The 13,409-nt window shown below is 37.2% G+C and carries 20 protein-coding genes and 6 pseudogenes; 17 read left to right on the forward strand and 9 right to left on the reverse strand.

The window, feature by feature from the left end; all coding sequences use genetic code 11:
* Positions 1-109: 109 nt before the first annotated feature.
* Positions 110-352 (reverse strand): hypothetical protein, encoded by a 243-nt coding sequence (locus AYJ55_RS18730; protein WP_162505728.1) that lies wholly within the window; start codon positions 350-352, stop codon positions 110-112.
* Positions 353-472: 120 nt separating this feature from the next.
* Positions 473-1,207, reverse strand: a complete 735-nt coding sequence (locus AYJ55_RS36350) for an HU family DNA-binding protein (RefSeq protein WP_063657574.1) — start codon at positions 1,205-1,207, stop codon at positions 473-475.
* A gap of 220 nt (positions 1,208-1,427) precedes the next feature.
* Between AYJ55_RS36350 and AYJ55_RS32205 the strand changes: the two genes are divergently transcribed.
* The 6 genes from AYJ55_RS32205 to AYJ55_RS32220 all read left to right on the forward strand — a co-directional run bounded on the left by AYJ55_RS32205 (position 1,428) and on the right by AYJ55_RS32220 (position 3,338).
* Positions 1,428-1,733: a nucleotide-binding protein gene (locus tag AYJ55_RS32205; RefSeq protein ID WP_222703535.1), complete on the forward strand. Its 306-nt coding sequence runs from the start codon at positions 1,428-1,430 to the stop codon at positions 1,731-1,733.
* Between the two features lie 16 nt (positions 1,734-1,749).
* On the forward strand, positions 1,750-1,962 hold the full coding sequence (locus tag AYJ55_RS32210) for a hypothetical protein (protein WP_222703536.1): 213 nt from the start codon (positions 1,750-1,752) through the stop codon (positions 1,960-1,962).
* Positions 1,963-1,995: 33 nt separating this feature from the next.
* A complete protein-coding gene (locus tag AYJ55_RS18745; RefSeq protein WP_063657575.1) occupies positions 1,996-2,361 on the forward strand; it encodes an IS630 transposase-related protein in 366 nt (121 codons plus the stop codon).
* Positions 2,330-2,818 (forward strand): IS630 family transposase, encoded by a 489-nt coding sequence (locus tag AYJ55_RS18750; RefSeq protein WP_063653499.1) that lies wholly within the window; start codon positions 2,330-2,332, stop codon positions 2,816-2,818. The genes AYJ55_RS18745 and AYJ55_RS18750 overlap by 32 nt, the downstream gene beginning before the upstream one ends.
* Positions 2,819-2,997: 179 nt before the next feature.
* Complete coding sequence (locus tag AYJ55_RS32215) at positions 2,998-3,195, forward strand: hypothetical protein (RefSeq protein ID WP_222703537.1); 198 nt, start codon at positions 2,998-3,000, stop codon at positions 3,193-3,195.
* Positions 3,192-3,338, forward strand: coding sequence for a hypothetical protein (locus AYJ55_RS32220; RefSeq protein WP_222703538.1), 147 nt, complete (start codon positions 3,192-3,194; stop codon positions 3,336-3,338). The genes AYJ55_RS32215 and AYJ55_RS32220 overlap by 4 nt, the downstream gene beginning before the upstream one ends.
* A 406-nt stretch (positions 3,339-3,744) precedes the next feature.
* Here the strand turns inward: AYJ55_RS32220 and AYJ55_RS18760 are convergent.
* Positions 3,745-4,089 (reverse strand): annotated as a pseudogene (locus tag AYJ55_RS18760) (integrase core domain-containing protein); the annotation flags it as partial.
* A gap of 5 nt (positions 4,090-4,094) precedes the next feature.
* Positions 4,095-5,258, reverse strand: a pseudogene (locus AYJ55_RS18765) (IS3 family transposase).
* A gap of 355 nt (positions 5,259-5,613) precedes the next feature.
* On the opposite strand from AYJ55_RS18765, the gene AYJ55_RS18775 reads away from it, so the two are divergent.
* The 5 genes from AYJ55_RS18775 (at position 5,614) to AYJ55_RS18795 (ending at position 8,049) form a co-directional block, all read left to right on the forward strand.
* The gene (locus tag AYJ55_RS18775; protein WP_063657578.1) at positions 5,614-6,207 is read left to right on the forward strand and encodes a hypothetical protein; all 594 of its coding nucleotides are present in this window, start codon (positions 5,614-5,616) and stop codon (positions 6,205-6,207) included.
* Positions 6,208-6,494: 287 nt separating this feature from the next.
* Positions 6,495-6,800 (forward strand): hypothetical protein, encoded by a 306-nt coding sequence (locus AYJ55_RS35205; protein ID WP_063657579.1) that lies wholly within the window; start codon positions 6,495-6,497, stop codon positions 6,798-6,800.
* Positions 6,801-7,187, forward strand: coding sequence for a PD-(D/E)XK nuclease-like domain-containing protein (locus AYJ55_RS35210; RefSeq protein ID WP_063657580.1), 387 nt, complete (start codon positions 6,801-6,803; stop codon positions 7,185-7,187).
* Positions 7,188-7,226: 39 nt separating this feature from the next.
* Positions 7,227-7,592: an IS630 transposase-related protein gene (locus AYJ55_RS18790; protein ID WP_063653415.1), complete on the forward strand. Its 366-nt coding sequence runs from the start codon at positions 7,227-7,229 to the stop codon at positions 7,590-7,592.
* Positions 7,561-8,049, forward strand: coding sequence for an IS630 family transposase (locus AYJ55_RS18795; protein WP_222703540.1), 489 nt, complete (start codon positions 7,561-7,563; stop codon positions 8,047-8,049). Before AYJ55_RS18790 ends, AYJ55_RS18795 begins: the two co-directional genes overlap by 32 nt.
* 215 nt (positions 8,050-8,264) lie before the next feature.
* Here AYJ55_RS18795 and AYJ55_RS27050 read toward each other — a convergent pair.
* A pseudogene (locus AYJ55_RS27050) lies at positions 8,265-8,474 on the reverse strand (transposase); the annotation flags it as partial.
* Between the two features lie 142 nt (positions 8,475-8,616).
* Here AYJ55_RS27050 and AYJ55_RS36355 point away from each other — a divergent pair.
* The 3 genes and pseudogenes from AYJ55_RS36355 to AYJ55_RS18800 form a co-directional block, all read left to right on the forward strand.
* Positions 8,617-8,908: pseudogene (locus tag AYJ55_RS36355) on the forward strand (IS701 family transposase); the annotation flags it as partial.
* Positions 8,909-9,248: 340 nt separating this feature from the next.
* A complete protein-coding gene (locus AYJ55_RS27055; RefSeq protein WP_425393826.1) occupies positions 9,249-9,398 on the forward strand; it encodes a Rop family plasmid primer RNA-binding protein in 150 nt (49 codons plus the stop codon).
* A gap of 89 nt (positions 9,399-9,487) precedes the next feature.
* Positions 9,488-10,168: an ATP-dependent Clp protease proteolytic subunit gene (locus AYJ55_RS18800; RefSeq protein WP_063657581.1), complete on the forward strand. Its 681-nt coding sequence runs from the start codon at positions 9,488-9,490 to the stop codon at positions 10,166-10,168.
* A gap of 233 nt (positions 10,169-10,401) precedes the next feature.
* Here AYJ55_RS18800 and AYJ55_RS29785 read toward each other — a convergent pair whose 3' ends face one another.
* The 4 genes and pseudogenes from AYJ55_RS29785 to AYJ55_RS18820 form a co-directional block, all read right to left on the reverse strand.
* Positions 10,402-10,647 (reverse strand): transglycosylase SLT domain-containing protein, encoded by a 246-nt coding sequence (locus AYJ55_RS29785; RefSeq protein ID WP_245677448.1) that lies wholly within the window; start codon positions 10,645-10,647, stop codon positions 10,402-10,404.
* A gap of 580 nt (positions 10,648-11,227) precedes the next feature.
* Positions 11,228-11,786 (reverse strand): annotated as a pseudogene (locus AYJ55_RS27060) (IS256 family transposase); the annotation flags it as partial.
* A gap of 31 nt (positions 11,787-11,817) precedes the next feature.
* Positions 11,818-12,000, reverse strand: a pseudogene (locus AYJ55_RS18815) (transposase); the annotation flags it as partial.
* Positions 12,001-12,043: 43 nt separating this feature from the next.
* Positions 12,044-12,574, reverse strand: a complete 531-nt coding sequence (locus AYJ55_RS18820) for a hypothetical protein (protein WP_187153320.1) — start codon at positions 12,572-12,574, stop codon at positions 12,044-12,046.
* 10 nt (positions 12,575-12,584) lie between these two features.
* Here AYJ55_RS18820 and AYJ55_RS18825 point away from each other — a divergent pair, with 10 nt between their 5' ends.
* Genes AYJ55_RS18825 through AYJ55_RS34850 form a run of 3 tightly spaced genes read left to right on the forward strand, consistent with a single transcriptional unit; the run spans position 12,585 to position 13,333 of the window.
* Entirely contained in the window at positions 12,585-12,950 is a 366-nt protein-coding gene (locus AYJ55_RS18825) for an IS630 transposase-related protein (protein WP_063653415.1), read from the forward strand.
* Between the two features lie 25 nt (positions 12,951-12,975).
* A complete protein-coding gene (locus tag AYJ55_RS34845; protein WP_281181190.1) occupies positions 12,976-13,200 on the forward strand; it encodes a transposase in 225 nt (74 codons plus the stop codon).
* Positions 13,160-13,333, forward strand: a complete 174-nt coding sequence (locus AYJ55_RS34850) for a transposase (protein ID WP_281181187.1) — start codon at positions 13,160-13,162, stop codon at positions 13,331-13,333. Before AYJ55_RS34845 ends, AYJ55_RS34850 begins: the two co-directional genes overlap by 41 nt.
* The last annotated feature ends 76 nt before the right edge of the window (positions 13,334-13,409 follow it).

A 13,409-nucleotide genomic window follows, 5' to 3' on the forward strand; every position in this document is an offset into this window, starting at 1 on the left:
ATTACCTTTTATTTAATTATCTAATGATGTTAATTAAAACCGGTAACGCTCTTTTTTAAATCAGAATTGTTAAGTTAAGACTAATACATATAATGGATTACAGGCTGTTTTAGATGGTATTCTGGCTCTTCTTTCTGTCTTCCTTTAGCACTTCAATGAAGACTTGCTCGAATTCGTCATTTTTGGGTAGGTATTGATTGAGGATATATTTTCTGACGAAAAAATCGGGTTCAATGCCTAATCGTCTTGAGGCTTCAAAACCTCGCTTGACCCAATCCAGCGGCAAAGTGTGCTCATGGGCTAATTCCTCTGCCCAATGCCAATCAAACTGATTGATGTCGTCTTCTTGCAAAAGAAAATTTTTAATTTAACCTGAGTTCGGGATAAGCGGTAGTTTATGTAATTATTTTAATTTAACTACTTGAATATATAATGAAAAATTTCATATTCCTTATCCCGAACTCAGGTTAAATTAATAATCATTGATATGTTTATAACGCTCAATTTGTTCTTGGATTATTATATTTTGCTTCATCTCTTTTTCTTTTGTTAAGATGTCTATATTATGTCTATTCAATCGATCAAAATATTTTTGCTGTTCTTCTCTTTGTTTTTTAATTTCCGTTTCTTCTTCGTGTTTATTTCTTTCTTTTCTTAGTTCCCATATTTTATAGTCTGTGTCTCCATAAGTTATGTAGTCATTAGGATTCATCTTTATACGAGAAAGAGCGTAGCACCTCTCTTGGTTGATAATGGGTCCCCGTCTTTCTATTTCTGTGGTTAAGTTAAGTACTGTAAAGCCATCTTTGTTATATTTTCCTAATGCTCTGCATAATTCATCGTTTTTCATTAAGGATATTTTCTGATTTGATAGGTTCTGAGAACTACAACCTGATAGAATCGCTGTGGTTATTAAGAATATTTTTAAATACATGTACTTAACAGCTTCTTTGAGTCTTTGACCTGCTTTAAAACTCGGTACATTTGCAGCAGCAATTTTAAGTGGTTCGCCTGTTTTTGGGTTCCATCCTTCCCTAGCTGCACGTTGCTTAACCTGAAAGTTACCAAAGCCAATGAGTTGTACGTCATTACCGGATTTCAAAGATTCTGTCACCGTTTCGATGAAAGAATTAACCGCCTTTTCAGCATCCTTCTTGCTTAAGCCTGATTTCGCTGCAACTTTACTGATGAGTTCTGTTTTGTTCATGGTGTGCCTGAATTAATGGATACGTTAATCCTAGTGATGCTAGCTTCAGCAACTGAATAGTGCAATGTTTCAGGTTAATTAACTCAAAAAAAATCTACTGAAAAAGTAGTTTTATTTTAATTGATAACTAAAGATATCTTATGATATAATTTGATAATCAATTATATTAATTGATACTTATAGTTATCTAGAGTTATCTTATGCCTACTTATGCCTACTTATGCCTACTTATGCCTTCATAAGTCCTAAAGGAGGTGTTGGAAAAACTACATCTTCACTTATATTTGCGACACAACTTGCTAAAAGAGGAGTTGGTGTTTCTATTATCGATGCTGACCCCAATTATCCCATCCAAAAATGGGCTACAGGTGGTTATTGTCCTGAAAATGTTCATGTAATTTCTAATATTACAGAAAATAATATAGCTTTAAATATTCGCGAGGCAGCAGCTATAGACCCTATTGTGATCGTTGATCTTGAAGGTACTGCAGCTAAAATTGTGATTCATGCACTTCAGGAAGCATGATTTCGTTATTATTCCAATGCAAGGATCACTGCTTGATGCTGAACAGGCTGGTAGAGCGATAACCTTAGTAAAAGATCAAGAGCAGGCTGTTAGAAGACATGTTAAAAATTACATACTTCCTTTTTCAATATTGTTAACACGTACACCGCCTGCGTATCAAACACGAAATATGGCAAGTCTTAGAAAAAGTTTGTCTGATAAAGGAATTCCAGTTTTTGATACAGTATAGCTAGGCGACTTAATTTTGATTACAAGGTGTGTTATGAGTTATACAATTGATTTTCGACGTAAAGTAATATCTGTAAGGAAAGCCGAAGGTTTAACAATTCGAGAAACTGCGAAACAATTCCGTATTGGAAAAGCGTCTTTAGTACGTTGGCTTAAACGACCAGAGCCAAAAAATTCAACGCCACGTAAGAGGAAGCTCGATAAAAATGCTTTAGCAAAAGATGTGGAACAGTATCCAGATGCTTACCAAAAGGAACGGGCAGAGCGATTCGGTATTTGTAAAAAGACTATTTGGCAATCCCTTAAAAAGCTGGGATTAACCTATAAAAAAAACTCTATTCCATCCAAAAACCAACGAAAGCGACAGGCTGGCACATCAGCAAAAAAGACAACAGTATGAAAAAAAAGATAAATCTGTTGTTTTTATTGATGAAAGTGGTTTTTCACATGACACTCCACGAACTCACGGCTATTCCCCAAAAGGTCACCGTTGTTTTGGCCTGAAAAACTGGGGTGCTAAGGGAAGAACAAATGTTATTGGCGCTTTATTGGGAACAACCCTTTTTGCTATCGGATTATTTGATTGCAATATTAATCGTGATGTTTTTTATGTTTGGATCACAAAAATATTGCTCCCAGAACTTCCTGAAAATTCTGTTATTTTTATGGACAACGCTAGCTTTCACAAAGGTAAGAATATTGAACAGGCAATTATAAACGCAGGACACCAGATAGAATATTTGCCTGTGTATTCACCAGATTTAAATCCTATAGAACATAAATGGTCTCAAGCTAAACGTAAAAAGATGGAAACAGGATGCACTATCGATGACCTGTTTTTAATACATATGCTGTAATCAAAATTAAGTCGCCTAGCTATATTAACTGAAAGAGAAGCTTTTCGTTCAATGTTTTTTTTCCAAAAGCCTTTAGATAAATTAAATTCGTCTGAAGCGCCAGGAATAGATAAAGCCATCGAGAATGCCGATGCATTTGCAGCAGAATTAATTTCAAAATTATCGCCGGAGGGCTAGAAATGCCGGACTTAACAAAGCGAGTTGATGCGTTTGCAAATTTAAATAAGTTTAAACCTAAGACAGTGCCAAATCCTAAAGCAAATAACGATGATATAGAAAAAATATCTATAGATAATGGATTTCCTTCACGTGAACCTCAAGAACCAAAGCTACAAAAGCGTGCAAGATTTAATTCAGGTGAAAAAAAAGACAGTTGAATATAAAAGTAAAAGAAAGTAGCTTTCAGCGATTTTATGATTTGGCGGAAAAGCGAGGGATTCGTGTTCTTGGTGATCTTTTTGATCAAGCGCTAGCAGCACTTGAGAAAGAAACTATTGATAATACAGGTAAAATAGATTAAATATGTTGTGAAAGTTGATTTAACAGCTGTTCAGTCTATTTGAAAGTAAAAAATCAACTAAAAAATTTATGCGCTGACTGAAAGGAGGTTAATCCTGCCAGTCAGCTAATCCAAAACCTACCGAAGATAGGAGTCAGACTATGCGAAATAGTACGCATATTGCACGCATAATGAAAGCGTGCAACATATCAATCGAGCAGCTTTTGAGCTTTGCTCACACATCAAAATATCTCACCAATCGGCAACGTGCCCGAATTCTCCAGCGAGTTGGGGGTGCGGCATGAAATACTTCAAAGCAACCATCATCACTAACGTTGACCACGAGAAGGGTAAGACAACAAATTTCATCTGTGGTAGCTCAGACTTGATCTGATAGTTACCGGTTATTTATACAGTACCTGTCAGGTTAAATTTGATTTAAATCTTTCTCTTTCCAAAGTTGTTTTCCATCGTGTAAAGTTGCCATAGGAGTTCGACCGCAACACATTTTTCCTTGATGAGTGCGTTGGTTATTATATTCCGCTAACCATTTATCTAAATCAGCTTGTAATTCATCTAAAGCCCTATAGATTTTCTTACGAAAAGCCACCTGATAGAACTCTTGTAATACAGTTTTATGAAAGCGTTCACAAATCCCATTAGTTTGAGGTGAATGAGCTTTAGTTTTTGTATGATCAATATCATTGATAGCGAGATAAAGTTGATAATCGTGATGTTCAACTTTACCACAATACTCACTGCCTCTGTCTGTAGTGGTCAACTAAAATTGGCCACCCTACCTGACTGTTCACGGAACAGTCGCTCTGATTCGTTTGGCGTTAATCCACCGTTATACCAGTGAGGTCTTATATCGCTATAGTAGTGGGTTATGTAGCGAATAATGGCTGACTGAGCAGTACTAAAGCTTTGGTAGCCAGTCGTTGGCACCCATTCGGTCTTCAGACTACGGAAGAATCGTTCCATCGGACTATTATCCCAACAATTCCCTCTGCGACTGATACTTTGGGTCATCTGATAACGCCACAATGCCTGCCTATACTGACGACTGGTATAATGACTTCCCTGATCACTATGGAACATCACCTGTTTGGGATGCCCACGTAGTTCCCAAGCCATTTGTAGTGCTTTGGCTGTTAATTCTGAGTCTGGTGCAAATATATTGCCCAGCCCACCGGTTTTCGGGCAAACAAATCCAATACCACAGCCAGATAGGCCCATCGTGAGCCTGTCCAAATATAGGTTACATCGCCGCACCAAACCTGGTCAGGCTTTGTAACAGCGAACTGCCTATTGAGCAGATTTGGAATATCAATACGTTCATTTCCACCGCGGTTGTATTTATGTTTTCGCTCTTGGCAACTGACGATGATTAATTCTTTCATCAACTTCCCCGCTAGCCACCGCCCAAGTTTCACGTTGTGTGTATTGGTAACCATCGTGGCGATAGTCCTTGCGCCAGCAGAGCCGCCACTAACGCTCCACGCTTCGCTGACTAGGCTACGTTTTATCGTCCGCTCAATATCTGGCTCCTTAGGCCGACACCAATAGCGATAACTGCTTCGGTGAACATTAAAAATACGACACAAAGTTTTCACCGGATAAAGCACTCTTAGCTTTCAACTACCGAAAATTTTTCAGTGAGTCGGACATTAAGAGCGCAGTAGTCTTTTTTAAGATGTCATTCTCCATTTCCAGCCGGTGGATTTTTTTCTTCATTTCTCTGAACTCAATTTGTTCAGGTGTTAATGGCAGACCAGGCGATGTTTTCCCTTGACGTTCTAAACGAAGGGCTCTTACCCACCGGCTAATCGCTGAAAGACTGACGTTCATGCCTTTCGCGGCTTCCTGGTAGGTGTAATTTTGGTCAAGGACTAATTTGGCGGTTTCACATTTAAATTCAGCAGTAATTATTTTACTCATTTCGGCACCTATAAAAATTATGAGGTAAGCATATCACCTCAACTTAGGTGGCCAAATTTAGTATGCCACTACACTTCAGCGAGGTTAAGTAACCCGACTTTATGTTTGATGATAGGATTATTTGTTTGATACATAGAATTACCTTTTATTTAATTATCTAATGATGTTAATTAAAACCGGTAACGCTCTTTTTTAAATCAGAATCGTCAGATTAAGTTAAGACTAACACAAATAGTACCTTCCGTGTGCGCGTAATTAAAGCTCAAAATCAAATCATCGAGTTATTCGCTCGAACTTCACGCAATTTACCCCTTAGTCAGCGTGCCAGAATTCTCCAGCGAGTTGGGGGTGCGGCATGAAATACTTCAAAGCAACAATCATCACTACCGTTGACCACGAGAAGGGCAAGACAACTTCGCATATCTACCTTGCGTCTGAGACGAAAATTGCAGCCAAGAAATTGGCTTCTGAGCATATCTTTAAAACTGACGGTGCTAATTGTTGTTTTTACAAATCGCCGCGGTTGGAGGAAATCAGTGTTGAGGAATGTATCGCTAATACTGAAAAACAGACGGATATTACGGAAGAACAGGAAATAGACCAGTTTTGTGCTTTGCTGACGATTTTTGGCGTTCAGGAAGAATACGACGAAGGCGAAATTCGAGATGCAATCGAATTGTTGGTTAATCCAGCAGATGAACCTGAGCTTTTTGACAAGTATACGGAATTACGGCAATCCGTATCCTCAAAAATTGAAAAAGCAGACAAAACTATCTCCGTAAACGAAATTAAAGAAATAGCAGTTCATCTTTTTGATTGTGGAAAAAATAATGAGTTATCCCCAAAATCTGTCGTTATCTCTGTGGAAAACGTGGGAGAAGTGGAAAAAAGCGAGACGGATGTCGCACTTGAAGGGTTGATTAATAATTATACAGAAGAGAGGGGTTGATTCTGCCATCAAAAACATACAAGACAACTCTATTTTCTCTGCTTTCCCACCCGTTAACGGAAAAATCATGAGCGGTGAATGTATCACGCTTGAGATGTTGAACGGCTGTGTTGATGCGCTGAAACCCACAGAAAGTTTAATTGTTCGCCGTCTGTCAAATAGCACCTATCACGCGACAAGCGGTTATTCGAGTACGCAAATTAGGTTGGTGCAACGGGGAGGATTGGGGGCGCTAGACTGGTACAAGAACGCCCCAAGACAGGACGACAAAAAACAAAGGGGCGCTCTTGATTGGTACTGCGATTCACTCAGCTATTCTAGCGCCTGAGTGTTTTGAAATGCAATACCTTTGTGCGCCATACGTTGATTTGAGAACCAAAGACGGTAAACAGGTATTGGCAGAATTTGAAGCTCAAGCTGTAGTCAACAATCAAATTGTGCTCAAAAAAGACGACTTTGAGCAAATTGAGCTGATGCGTGATTCTATGTTGGCTTATCCACTGGTTGCTGAATTACTCGAAAACGATGAACCGGAATTATCAATTTTCTACCGCACGGAAAAAAGCACGCTGTTAAAAATCCGCCCTGATTGATTGGGACTTTACTCCGGTGCGCCGTTCATCTTCGATGTGAAAACGACCGATGATTTTCATGACTTCGGTAAGTCCGTTGACAAGTTTGGCTATCACTTACAGGCAGCGTTCTACCAGATTATCGCTCAAAAAGTTTTTAATCTTGATATTGATTTTCTGTTCTGTGCAATTGGCAAAAGACCGGAGTGTTGGTGTTATCCCGTGCAGTTGGGTATGTTGGATGAAGAAGATAGCGAAGAGGGTGTAATTCAGGTTAACCTCGTGATTGATGCGCTGGAAAACGGCAGAGAAACGCAAGCCTTTGCTACGCTATCCCGTCCTTTCTGGGCAAAACAGGCGGACAGAAAACGCAGAGAAGCTCTAGTGCTAGAAGGGGGTGTAGCATGAATATAGCTAGGCAACTTAATTTTGATTACAAGGTGTGTTATGAGTTATACAATTGATTTTCGACGTAAAGTAATATCTGTAAGGAAAGCCGAAGGTTTAACAATTCGAGAAACTGCGAAACAATTCCGTATTGGAAAAGCGTCTTTAGTACGTTGGCTTAAACGACCAGAGCCAAAAAATTCAACGCCACGTAAGAGGAAGCTCGATAAAAATGCTTTAGCAAAAGATGTGGAACAGTATCCAGATGCTTACCAAAAGGAACGGGCAGAGCGATTCGGTGTTTGTAAAAAGACTATTTGGCAATCCCTTAAAAAGCTGGGATTAACCTATAAAAAAAACTCTATTCCATCCAAAAACCAACGAAAGCGACAGGCTGGCACATCAGCAAAAAAGACAACAGTATGAAAAAAAAGATAAATCTGTTGTTTTTATTGATGAAAGTGGTTTTTCACATGACACTCCACGAACTCACGGCTATTCCCCAAAAGGTCACCGTTGTTTTGGCCTGAAAAACTGGGGTGCTAAGGGAAGAACAAATGTTATTGGCGCTTTATTGGGAACAACCCTTTTTGCTATCGGATTATTTGATTGCAATATTAATCGTGATGTTTTTTATGTTTGGATCACAAAAATATTGCTCCCAGAACTTCCTGAAAATTCTGTTATTTTTATGGACAACGCTAGCTTTCACAAAGGTAAGAATATTGAACAGGCAATTATAAACGCAGGACACCAGATAGAATATTTGCCTGTGTATTCACCAGATTTAAATCCTATAGAACATAAATGCTCTCAAGCTAAACGTAAAAAGATGGAAACAGGATGCACTATCGATGACCTGTTTTTAATACATATGCTGTAATCAAAATTAAGTCGCCTAGCTATATAAAGCCTGTTGCTCAATAGCAAAATTAATTATGACTTACAAAAAAACCAGCCGATGATGATAAAATCATCAATTTTTGCATTAAAAACAACCTATGTAAGATTAAAAAATAAACTATTTTTGTATTTTTTAGATGTATCTAACTTGTTTTTATTTTAAGCAACTTTATTTCACTATTGAGCAACATGCTTATAGAGTAATTTTAATAAGCTGTTTTCATTAGGAAAAGCCCCTTTGGTTTTAGTTAATGTCCTAAACTGCCGATGAACCGCCTCTACTGCATTGGTCGTATAAATGGGTTAGGGTATCGAAAATAAGCACTGAGCAACTCCCATTTACTTCGTCAGGATTCTAGCACTATCGGGTATTTTTCACCCCCATTTCGTTTCCAGTTCATGTATAAGAAATTAATCCTAAGACTTCAATGAAAAATTTTCATCCCGAATTTTTTTCGTTGAAATTCGAATTACTACTCACGAGTTTCGCAAGCTCCGAAAAAGAAGCATGAAAGTTCAAAACAAGAAAAATTAGGACGTTCATATTTTGTCCGGTTATCCATGCATTAAAAATATCTATAAAACATTCTTACAAGTAAGCAGTGTAAGATACTCTGGTTTGGCGTTATCAGAAGTAAGCTCATCGCCTTTATCTCATGACACTGTTAGCTGATGGCTAAAAAGTAGATGTTTTCGACCTAAAGACTTATGGCGATTAGTTCAACCTTCTATAGGCAAAAAAAAGCCCTTGCGTACTAATTGCCGATGATACATTGATTGCCAAAACGCATAGTAAAAAAATAGAGATGGTCCATTATCAATATTCAGGTAATGAACATTATCACGAGTTTCGCACAGGCATATAAAATTCCAGAAATGGCTTAAAAGCAATGGTTAATTTGCAAGTTGCTAAAACGTATAAATTTGTTTAACTTAAAATAAGTTGATTTTAATTTATAAGATTTTGTTTATTTATATATTATGCTGAATTAAACTTAAAAATAGAGCGTTTTTTTATTGGTGCGAAACTCGTGTCTGATTTGCTTACCGGCGTTGCACTGCTCCATGCCATTGACAGGCGGCGCCGGAAAAGAAAGAATCCTTATCATCGAGTAGAACAATCTTATATCCATTTAATCCTATTGAACGTTTTTAACAAGCGATGATAAAATAAGAACTATCAGCCTTGAATATGGCGGTTTTATCAAAAGCCAAACTTTAATACTCTTAGATAAGCTTAATTTGGGTGATTGTGCTGATGAGTGTGAAGATTCACACAACATGGCAGAAGAACTTTATTTTAATTTAAAACGGACACTAGAAAGATGATAATTTACGCTTATGCTTTTGTGGCGAAAATGGTACAAATTTTTCTATAAAACGTCCCTAATTTATTTTAATTAATTACAGGAAATAGCATGAAGTTTAGTTATAAACCTTACTTATTTTTATTGTTTTTTGGCTACACCTTAAATGCATCAGCAAATGTTACCGTAATAAAAAAGGAAAATATCAAAAACGAGAAAATCACATCAGCCAAGATAATTTATCATGGTGCTATTACTCCAGAAGAAACCATGGAATTAATTTCAGTTATTGATGAAATTAATAACAATTATCCGAAAACAAAAGATATAAAGTTATATATAAACAGCTTTGGCGGTAGCATGGAAAGTGCTTATATGGCTTATGAAGCAATTAAACATTCTGCTATCCCTGTTATTACAATTAATACTGCAATAGTAGGTTCTGCTGCGTCAATCATTTACTGTGCTGGTCAAAGTCGACTTTCTTTTCCATTAGCAAATTTTATGTTACATCCTGCTGCAACTCCTAATTTTAAAAATAAATATATCAGACCGAACGAAATAGATCTATTGCGTAAGGATGCAGAAATTGGCAATAATTTTTTTCGAGGTGTTTATCAACAATGTAGTAATTTAAAAAATGAAGAGTTACAGAAGATTCTTTTTAGTGAAGACTTCAGAAAATATATTCCAACGAATAAAGCACAGGAATTGAAAGTTGCTACGGGAGTTGCCGACGGGATAACTTTATCAGATATTTCTTACTATATTACTAATAAAATAAAGGACTAACTGTTATTCAGCTTTTTCATTTAATATTTTTTTCAGATTTTAATTTCTGATAGTTTTGATAAATTTTATTCGCATATTGATAACGATTTTTAATTGATGTATTGATATTTTTCATTCCGGCGTTATACATTCCAACGGCTAGCCAATTTTACCGTAGATAGCAAAGTTACGACTTAAAATCATTGTGCCAAGGTGAATATTTAAACACGGATTATTTAATAACTCATGCTTTGTTAATGAGGGATATTCATTTTAATTACGTTAAAAGTTTTAGTATTAATCTGTATAATTCCTAAATCGAATGAACCATCTTTATTTTTGTTTTCTGCTTTTGGGTTAAAATTGGATACCTGCCAAGCAATGGCTCTTAAATAATCGGGGGCTATTTGATAATAAATTCTTGCTTTATCGAAGCAATCGGCGATGGCTAACTTTGAGATAAAAAGAAAAAATAGCAACATTAAATTTTTGATTTTCATCACCCAGCTCTTTATTCAAAAGTAAGAACAATTAGGCATATTGTCGCCCTATAAAGCAAAAATCTTTTTCAAAGAATTTCCAATAAAGACTATCAATTTTACCTACCTAAATCCGATTTTTCTACCACTAACTTACACACCACATACAAAATATTTATTTAATTTTTATTAAAATTTATTTATCTAGTTCAGAATCTATTTAGATTCTAAATGGAATTTATGGAAAATCTTTTGTTTTATGCAACGAAGAAAAGTCAAGAAAAAACTTCATTATATATGTCAGATGAAAATCATAAAAAGTATCTGGAAGAGATAGAATATAACACGAGTTTCGCACAGGCATATAAAATTCCAGAAATGGCTTAAAAGCAATGGTTAATTTGCAAGTTACTAAAACGTATAAATTTGTTTAAATTACAATAAGTTGCTTTTGATTTATAAGATTTTGTCTATTTATATATTATGCTGAATTAAGCTTAAAAATAGAGCGTTTTATTGGTGCGAAACTCGTGTTGAGTAGCTTTCCAACGCCAAATCAGCATGATAGAGGAGGGTGTTCATAATTCTGTGTCAGGGGATTTTATATTTTGATTATACCATCTAGGCGCACTTTAAAATAGATGGACAATTGAGCAATGGTTAACGCCCAGTTACTAATCGGCATAGTCCATTTATTGGATACCTGATTGATGCCAAAGAGTAATTTTAATAAGCTGTTTTCATTAGGAAAAGCCCCTTTGGTTTTAGTTAATTTCCTAAACTGCCGACGAACCGCCTTTACTGCATTGGTCGTATAAATGGGTTTTCTAATGGCTTTAGGGTATCGAAAATAAGCACTGAGCAACTCCCATTTACTTCGCCAGGATTCTAGCACTATCGGGTATTTTCACCCCATTTCGTTTCCAGTTCATCAAGGGCAAGCTCAGCAGCCGCTTTAGTATCTGCACGATAAACCGGCTTAAAATCAGCCATAAAGGCTTTTTGGTCTTTACTGGCATATAACGTAAGCTATTGCGAATTTGATGAACTACGCATAGCTGAACTTCTGTCTGCGGGAAAATACTGGCTATCGCTTCTGGAAACCCTTTTAATCCGTCAACACAAGCGATTAAAATATCTTGTATACCACGGTTATGTAAGTGTAGTGGTTAACTAAAATTGGCCACTACAAGGTGTTAATGGCAGACCAGGCGATGTTTTCCCTTGACGTTCTAAACGAAGGGCTCTTACCCACCGGCTAATCGCTGAAAGACTGACGTTCATGCCTTTCGCGGCTTCCTGGTAGGTGTAATTTTGGTCAAGGACTAATTTGGCGGTTTCACATTTAAATTCAGCAGTAATTATTTTACTCATTTCGGCACCTATAAAAATTATGAGGTAAGCATATCACCTCAACTTAGGTGGCCAAATTTAGTATGCCACTACAGCCATCTGGAAATCGCCAAGCGTCGCCCGTGCCGTTTGCCAGTCTTGCCATCCAGACTTTACTCTCTTTTTTGGCTGGAATTAACCGCTTTTTGCTCGCTTTAATTTTTTCACGGAGTTGTATTTTTTCGTCCTCAGACAACTCGGCGGACAATACTGTACAATGCTCAACGATTTCAGCAAGGCTTTTTTCGTCGGTGGCATCGTCGAGGGCGATTAATGCGGCTTCCAGTTTTGGATTGGTTGCAGGTTGTGTTTCTTTGGGTGACACTGTCACCGTTTCTGCTTTTTGACTCAGTCTTTCGTTACGCTCACGGATAACATCCCTCAGAGATAGTCGTTTAAACGAAGCAGGAGCCATTGTGAGCGGTTTTTCTGTTGAATTTACTTTGGATACCTCAAACATCGAAAATAGCTCAGCGGCGCAAGGAAGACGTCTAGCGAGGCGATGAATCACGGTCTTGAGTGCCATTCTATAGCTAGGCGACTTAATTTTGATCACAAGGTGTGTTATGAGTTATACAATTGATTTTCGACGTAAAGTAATATCTGTAAGGAAAGCCGAAGGTTTAACAATTCGAGAAACTGCGAAACAATTCCGTATTGGAAAAGCGTCTTTAGTACGTTGGCTTAAACGACCAGAGCCAAAAAATTCAACGCCACGTAAGAGGAAGCTCGATAAAAATGCTTTAGCAAAAGATGTGGAACAGTATCCAGATGCTTACCAAAAGGAACGGGCAGAGCGATTCGGTGTTTGTAAAAAGACTATTTGGCAATCCCTTAAAAAGCTGGGATTAACCTATAAAAAAAACTCTATTCCATCCAAAAACCAACGAAAGCGACAGGCTGGCACATCAGCAAAAAAGACAACAGTATGAAAAAAAAGATAAATCTGTTGTTTTTATTGATGAAAGTGGTTTTTCACATGACACTCCACGAACTCACGGCTATTCCCCAAAAGGTCACCGTTGTTTTGGCCTGAAAAACTGGGGTGCTAAGGGAAGAACAAATGTTATTGGCGCTTTATTGGGAACAACCCTTTTTGCTATCGGATTATTTGATTGCAATATTAACCGTGATGTTTTTTATGTTTGGATCACAAAAATATTGGCTCCCAGAACTTCCTGAAAATTCTGTTATTTTTATGGACAACGCTAGCTTTCACAAAGGTAAGAATATTGAACAGGCAATTATAAACGCAGGACACCAGATAGAATATTTGCCTGTGTATTCACCAGATTTTAAATCCTATAGAACATAAATGGTCTCAAGCTAAACGAAAAAGATGGAAACAGGATGCACTATCGATGACCTGTTTTAATACATATGCTGTAATC

Source organism: Candidatus Arsenophonus triatominarum (assembly GCF_001640365.1).
GTDB classification, from domain to species: domain Bacteria; phylum Pseudomonadota; class Gammaproteobacteria; order Enterobacterales; family Enterobacteriaceae; genus Arsenophonus; species Arsenophonus triatominarum.

Bases quoted from the DNA above. Each gene is read 5' to 3' on its own strand.
- AYJ55_RS18800 (WP_063657581.1), top strand. From the start codon at position 9,488: ATGAAGTTTAGTTATAAACCTTACTTATTTTTATTGTTTTTTGGCTAC.
- AYJ55_RS18790 (WP_063653415.1), top strand. From the start codon at position 7,227: ATGAGTTATACAATTGATTTTCGACGTAAAGTAATATCTGTAAGGAAA.
- AYJ55_RS34850 (WP_281181187.1), top strand. From the start codon at position 13,160: ATGTTTGGATCACAAAAATATTGGCTCCCAGAACTTCCTGAAAATTCT.
- AYJ55_RS29785 (WP_245677448.1), bottom strand. From the start codon at position 10,647: ATGAAAATCAAAAATTTAATGTTGCTATTTTTTCTTTTTATCTCAAAG.
- AYJ55_RS18745 (WP_063657575.1), top strand. From the start codon at position 1,996: ATGAGTTATACAATTGATTTTCGACGTAAAGTAATATCTGTAAGGAAA.
- AYJ55_RS36350 (WP_063657574.1), bottom strand. From the start codon at position 1,207: ATGAACAAAACAGAACTCATCAGTAAAGTTGCAGCGAAATCAGGCTTA.
- AYJ55_RS32205 (WP_222703535.1), top strand. From the start codon at position 1,428: ATGCCTACTTATGCCTTCATAAGTCCTAAAGGAGGTGTTGGAAAAACT.
- AYJ55_RS18775 (WP_063657578.1), top strand. From the start codon at position 5,614: ATGAAATACTTCAAAGCAACAATCATCACTACCGTTGACCACGAGAAG.
- AYJ55_RS32215 (WP_222703537.1), top strand. From the start codon at position 2,998: ATGCCGGACTTAACAAAGCGAGTTGATGCGTTTGCAAATTTAAATAAG.
- AYJ55_RS32210 (WP_222703536.1), top strand. From the start codon at position 1,750: ATGCAAGGATCACTGCTTGATGCTGAACAGGCTGGTAGAGCGATAACC.
- AYJ55_RS18825 (WP_063653415.1), top strand. From the start codon at position 12,585: ATGAGTTATACAATTGATTTTCGACGTAAAGTAATATCTGTAAGGAAA.